Here is a 6,179-nt window from a genome sequence, read left to right as displayed (position 1 = left end):
AGCTATTGTCACCGTAGCTGGCATGAACCGACGTAAGGGAATTACTGAGTTAATTAGCGCTTTTGAGCAGGTCGCTAAGGGTTGTCCTAAGGCACATTTGTACTTAGTGGGAGATGGTCCCGACCGTCAAATGTTTGAAACTCAAGCTGCGGCATCGTCAGTTGCTGATCGTATCCACTTCGAAGGTTTTCAAAAAAATCCTCAAGCTTACATGATGGCAGCGGATATTTTTGTCCTGGCTTCACACCGTGAGTCTTTCCCTCTGGTTTTGATGGAAGCACGACAGGTGGGTTGCCCGATTGTTGCTACTAGCGTTGATGGTGTTCCCGAAGCACTAGATTACGGTAAGGCAGGGGTGCTAGTTCCTCCTAAAAATGCGATCGCACTAGCAGATCAGATCGAGATGCTTCTGGCTAGTCCGTCTGAACAAGATAGATTAAGACGTGCAGCACAGCAAAACATTGAGGATCTAACCCTCACCACTATGGTGGAGAAGATTACTGCTGTTTATCATCAGCTTCTAAAACGTTCCTAAGGAAGCTTGACGGCTAGCTACCCCAGGTTGCAGGCTCCAGTCTTTTAAATAGTTTCGAGTTCAGGGAAAAAACTATGTCAATACGTATCCCCGAATGGCAATATGCTGCGATTGTTCCTGTGATCGCTGTTTTGGTAATAATTGCCCATTCTGTGATTAGCAACAATGACACTATAACTGCTGAATCCAACCCAAGCCAAAGGTTGACTTACACTACCTCTTGGATCGGTAATACCTATGGTCCTGGAGGTGAGCTTCCCGGCAAGGGTAAACATGTCCAGTTATCGATGTTAGGGATGGCTGTAAGTCCCGATGGTACGGTTTATGCTAATGCTCCCTGGGATGAAGCTGGTAGAGAAGGGGGGGTTTATAAAAATGGTGATGTTCTTGGTCAACTAGATGCTACCCATGGCTGGGGACGATCCGGGGGAACTGCGATCGCAGTGAATGATAACTATATTTACATCGCGATGACACAAAAGGGTCGCTATGGCGTAGGATATCCCAATTCTGATGATAAATGGTATTGTGTTCGTCGCTATAACAGAAGTAATTATAAAGGAGCAAAATTTAAGGGGGGTAATGGCTATGATAAGAGTATGTTGATTATCAATACCAATCAAGGTTTGATTCGGGGAATTGCAGCAGATAATAGTCGCTTATATGTTAGTGATACTCCTAACAATAAAATCAAAGTTTATGATGCCCAGACCATGAAACCGGTTAAAGAATGGTCAGTGAATAAACCGGGTAAGTTAGCCTTAGATAAAACTGGCTCCTTGTGGGTTATCCAGAACAAGACAAAGAATATCCTTAAGTTAAATACAGAAACGGGCAAAGTTCAAGGCAAACTTGATTCGGTTAGCATCCCTACAGCTATTGTTGTGGATAATCAAAATCGCCTCTTAGTAGGAGATGGTGGACCTGATAACCAGATTAAAATCTTTAAAAATCTAGACAGCAGTGGAAATCCAACTCCTGATGGAACCTTTGGTGTTAAAGGGGGAATCTACAGCGGAAATCCTCAGGAAATTGGAAAAATCAGACCCTTACATTTTAATTCCATTACCGGGATTGGAGTTGATCAGGATAATAATATTTATGTCGCCAGTGATCCCAGTCGGATTTACGCTTGGCAAGCGGGTGGATTAACCCTGGATAGCTACAAACTGGATGGGACTCTCAATTGGAAATTACAAGGTCTCTTATTTATTGACATTCCTGATATTGATCCAGCGGATGAAACTGTTGTTCATACGAAAAATCAACAGTTTAAACTAGATTACAGTAAATCATCAGGTCAAGAATGGACTCATGTCGCCCATACCGTTAATCCCTTTAAGTATCCTAATGATAATCGGATTAAGAAGACGATCAAGCATAATGCTGGTGCTATGATTCGCCGGGTTAAGGGTCGGAAGCTGATGTTTACCAATAGTATGTATACTGAGTCAGCTGGTATCCATGTTTATCGCTTTAATCCGGCAACTGATGGGGAAGTTGCTATTCCCACTGCTTCATTTTGGGGAAGTCAATTGGATTATCGGTATTGGCAAGATAAAAACGGTAATGGACAAGAAGAACAGGCTGAACAAGGTGAATATAATCAAGGACAAAATTATCGGGGTTGGGCATTTTGGCCTGATGATGACGGTAATATCTGGATAGGTACAGCTACAAACGGTATTAAAAAAATATCCTTTAAAGGGTTTGATTCCTACGGCAGCCCTATTTACGATATTAACAATCAACAATCCTTTGAAATGCCAAAGGAATTTCAAATTATTCAACGACTTGAGTATCATCCGAAAACCGATACCATGTACATTGCTGGATATTCTCCGACCTTTAATAACAGGGGTGATTGGGGATTGATTGGTAACAGAGCTGTTAAATATATCAATTGGAGTAAAGCGCCACAAAAAGCCGGTGAAATAGTCATTGCTTACAATCAAACCTCCGAAGGAGTCAGACCAGATTTACCGAAAAGTATGGCTATTTCGGGAGACTATTTATTTGTCGGCTATGTTGATAATAGTTTTGAAAAAGATCCGAATCGATATGCTAAAGTGCGAGTTTATGATTTTCGCACAGGTCAAGAGATTGCCAAAATAAATCCCGGCCCAGAAGTAAAATCAACCACAGGTTGGCTAGATGTCCCGATGGCATTAAGAGTAGTGCGAAGAAAAAATGGAGAATACTTGCTATTTGCTGAAGAGGATTTTTACGCTAAAGCTTTAATGTACCGGATAAAGATAGACCCCTAATCAGCTGTTACAAATTTAAATTGCACAACAACAAGGCAGAAGGCAGAAGCCAGAAGGCAAAAGGCAGAAGCCAGAAGCCAGAAGGCAGAAGCCAGAAGCGATGCATCCCGATTCCCGATTCCCGATTCCCGATTCCCGATTCCCTACTCCCTACTCCCTCTTCCCTTTGCAATAAGAAACACTATCGAGGCTATAGTACTTTGAAAACACTTCAAATCGGTATGGGTTGGTTCCCTGAACAAGCAGGAGGACTCAACCGAGTTTATTACGATTGCACTCGTTACTTACCCCAAGCTGGTGTGGAGATGCATGGCTTAGTGGCAGGCTCAACCGCTGTATCTGAAAACTCCGGTGGTCAAGTCCAAGCCTTTGCTAACCATGAATCCCCTCTCTGGCAACGCTGGAGCGGTATCCGACAGACGATGCATCAAGTGCTGAAGGAGGAAGACTACCCCCTAGTAGTGTCCCACTTTGCTTTATATACCTTTCCAATCCTCGATCAATTAGACAGTCGCCCAATGGTGATGCACTTCCAAGGACCTTGGGCATTAGAAGGGCATGTAGAAGGCAGCAATACCATTGCGACTCGGTTAAAATGGATGCTAGAGCGGGTTACTTACAAACGGATAGCCCAGTTTATCGTACTTTCTGAGGCTTTTCGTAACACCTTGCACCGAGAGTATCATATCCCACTAGAGCGGATTCACATCATTCCTCCGGGGGTTGATACCGAGCGTTTCGACACCACCATTACATCCCAGGAAGCACGGTCAAAACTAGGCTGGCCTCAAGATCGACCAATTATCTTAGCTGTGCGACGGTTAGCTAAACGCATGGGCTTGGAAAATTTAATTGCAGCAGTAGATCAGGTGCGTAAGCGCTATCCAGACGTGCTGCTACTGATAGCGGGTAAAGGCACACTGATGCCAACCTTGCAAGCACAGATTGAAGCATTAGGACTGACTGACCATGTCCGCTTGTTGGGTTTTGTGTCCGACCAAGATTTAGCCCTAGCTTACCGTGCTGCCACTTTCTCAGTTGTGCCAACCGTGGCATGGGAAGGCTTTGGTCTGATTGTTATTGAGTCCTTGGTAAATGGAACGCCAGTTCTAGGAACACCTGTAGATAGTATTCCAGAGATTCTACAGGGTTTTTCGGAAGACTTATTGTTTGAGGGGACTTCTGTTGATCAACTTGCTCAGGGCATGATCGAGGTATTTTCTGGTCAGCGTCAACTACCTAGCTCTGAGGCTTGTCAAGCTTATGTTCATGAGAACTATACTTGGCCGGTGATTGCTCAACGAATTAAATCTGTGTATGAAGCTGCCATTGCTGCCATGGATTAATATAGTAATTCTGGTGAACGAGTCAGCGATATTGCTTATCCTTCAAGACTGCACCTCATAAGTGCGAGAAACGCTCTTAGCCCTGTTGCCAATAAAATAGTATAGCAGTCGAAGTAAAGCTTAAGACATCTTCTGCTCCCTGCTCCCTGCTCCCTGCTCCCTTTCAACTAAAAGACTATGTCCTAAACTATACTTCCCGTGCTATACATGTGAACTATAATACCTCTCCAAAATTGAAACCGAGTTTCTGGAGATGTCTCTAACCTTAAAGTGTGTTTGAAAATTTGCCCTCATTCTTGATGAGGGTATAATGGGAGCTTGTTTGCAATTTTTAAACACACTTTTGTGCACTACTCGCTCTTATGACGCGCCGTCGAGTCCTTTTTGTCGATCATGCCGCCGTTTTGGGCGGAGCTGAGTTGAGCCTGCTGGATCTGGCTACTGCCTACCGGGAAACCAGCGAAGTACTGCTTTTTGCCGATGGCCCGTTCCGGGAACGGCTGGAAGCTGCACAGGTGAAGGTCAAGGTCATACCTGCATCCCAAGCCATCTTAGACGTAAGGAGTTCAGGGGGACTCAGCGCTGTCAAAGCATTACCTGCCCTGTGGTGGATGGCTCGTCAAATAGCAGCAGCTGGACGTAACTTTGAGCTAGTACACGCGAACTCCCAAAAAGCGTTCATTGCTGCTGCGATCGCAACATTGATGGGCGGTCGTCCAGTGGTTTGGCACCTGCGAGATATTGTGACCGCACCACACTTTAGCTCGGTCAATCGTGCCATAGCCGTTTTCCTAGCTAATCGTCGAGTATCTCAAGTATTGGTTAATTCTCGTGCTACTCGTGAAGCCTTTATCGCTGCTGGGGGACGCGAAGACCTAGCAACACTGGTTTACAACGGTATTGCTTCAGACCCCTTCGATAATCTGGCATCGGATCAATCAGCTCAAATCCGTGACCAGCTCGGCATTGGTGATGCTCCACTGGTTGGTGTCTTCAGTCGGCTATCTTACTGGAAAGGTCAGCATATTTTACTAGAAGCATTACAGGAACTCCCCAATGTACATGCCCTGTTGGTTGGTGAAGCCCTATTTGGTGAAGCGGAATACGCCTCACGGCTCAAAGCTATGGCTGCCGCACCAGAACTTGCTGGTCGTGTTCACATGCTGGGATTTCGCAATGACGTGCCAGCATTGATGTCTGCTTGCAATATTGTAGTCCATACCTCTACTGAACCGGAACCCTTTGGTCGGGTGATTGTCGAGGGTCAGTTGGCAAAACGACCCGTAGTTGCTGCTGCTGCTGGTGGTGCAGTGGAGTTGATTCAGGATGGCGAGACTGGTCACTTGGTACCGCCAGGAGATTCAGTAGCATTGGCTAAGGTCATTGGTAATTTGCTCAGTGATCCAAGGGCTGCAGATAGGCTAGCCAAAGATGGTTATATCCATGCTAAGTCTACTTTTTCCCTGGAATCCCTGTTGATGACCTTTGACCAAGCTCTGAACAAGGTATAGCGCTGTGTGTGGGGCCCGGGCGCGGGGAGTGTGGGGAGTGTGGGACCCGGGCGCGGGGAGTGTGGGGCCCGGGCGCGGGGAGATGGGAAAGATTGTTATAGCGTTCCTGATACTGATGAGGTACATTCAATACCCAATTGAAAACGCTATAAGCGCTAGAAATAAGAAGCAAACTTGGCAAAAAAAGCTGGTATTTCGTTCTTTTTTTGGGGAAGACTCAGATCAGAGCAATCCTGATCACGATCTCATCGTCAACAGCCGATTGCTACCAATACCATGATTTCAGCCAAACTGAAATCTAGCTCAAGGTTGAACAGCAATTGTTTTTTTCAATGTCATGACGCTGACCATCAAACCCCTCAACCGTTTGGTCTCCAAAGTTTCCCTAGGAACTGTCCTGATTGTCCCTTTTGTATTGCAGATCTTCACAGCGGTTGGATTAGTGGGATATCTTTCCTTTAGAAATGGCGAGAAAGCGGTTAATAAACTTGCACTCCAGTTACAGAGCGAAATTACTAAA

The 6,179-nt window shown here is 45.4% G+C and carries 6 protein-coding genes; all 6 read left to right on the top strand.

The window, feature by feature from the left end; translation table 11 throughout:
* Nucleotides 1–535, top strand: a 535-nt coding sequence (locus F6K20_RS20620) for a glycosyltransferase (RefSeq protein ID WP_287295857.1), incomplete at its 5' end; no start/stop codon positions are given.
* A 74-nt stretch (nucleotides 536–609) separates the two neighbouring features.
* Nucleotides 610–2,802 carry a hypothetical protein gene (locus F6K20_RS20615; RefSeq protein ID WP_287295856.1) on the top strand — a complete coding sequence of 731 codons (2,193 nt, stop codon included), beginning with the start codon at nucleotides 610–612 and terminating at the stop codon, nucleotides 2,800–2,802.
* 221 nt (nucleotides 2,803–3,023) lie between these two features.
* Entirely contained in the window at nucleotides 3,024–4,148 is a 1,125-nt protein-coding gene (locus F6K20_RS20610) for a glycosyltransferase family 4 protein (RefSeq protein WP_502708852.1), read from the top strand.
* A gap of 362 nt (nucleotides 4,149–4,510) precedes the next feature.
* Nucleotides 4,511–5,659 (top strand): glycosyltransferase family 4 protein, encoded by a 1,149-nt coding sequence (locus tag F6K20_RS20605; protein WP_287295852.1) that lies wholly within the window; start codon nucleotides 4,511–4,513, stop codon nucleotides 5,657–5,659.
* A gap of 115 nt (nucleotides 5,660–5,774) precedes the next feature.
* Nucleotides 5,775–5,939, top strand: a complete 165-nt coding sequence (locus F6K20_RS20600) for a hypothetical protein (RefSeq protein WP_207554316.1) — start codon at nucleotides 5,775–5,777, stop codon at nucleotides 5,937–5,939.
* A 57-nt stretch (nucleotides 5,940–5,996) separates the two neighbouring features.
* Nucleotides 5,997–6,179, top strand: a 183-nt coding sequence (locus F6K20_RS20595) for a hypothetical protein (RefSeq protein ID WP_287295851.1), incomplete at its 3' end; no start/stop codon positions are given.

Origin of the sequence: Moorena sp. SIO2C4 (genome assembly GCF_010672485.1) — a bacterium.
Classification (GTDB): Bacteria; Cyanobacteriota; Cyanobacteriia; order Cyanobacteriales; family Coleofasciculaceae; genus Moorena; species Moorena producens.
Note: the sequence above shows the minus strand (reverse complement) of the source record. Positions and strands in the feature narration are given on the sequence as shown.